We start from the raw sequence: 233 nt of genomic DNA, 5'->3' as shown, positions 1-233 counted from the left end.
CAATTCGTCCACACTGCATAAGTTTGAGATAACGTCATTGTTGAATAATATGTATATTTTATTATAGGTTTCGATTATCTGGGAGATTGCGGATTGAACCGCTTCAGGATCCGTTACATCCACCTCATAAAATGCCGCTTTCACGCCATCCTCATCTAATTCAGAAACGGTGACCTGCCCGTTTTCAGCATGAAAATCGGTAATGTTGACAAATGCGCCTTAACTAGCAACTA

Annotated in this window: 1 pseudogene; it reads right to left on the bottom strand. The window is 40.3% G+C overall.

Features of this window, described 5'->3' with window-relative positions:
- A pseudogene (locus tag ACYP5M_RS26815) lies at positions 1-207 on the bottom strand (SDR family NAD(P)-dependent oxidoreductase); the annotation flags it as partial.
- Positions 208-233 lie beyond the last annotated feature (26 nt).

Source organism: Peribacillus sp. N1 (assembly GCF_054600815.1).
Note: the sequence above shows the minus strand (reverse complement) of the source record. Positions and strands in the feature narration are given on the sequence as shown.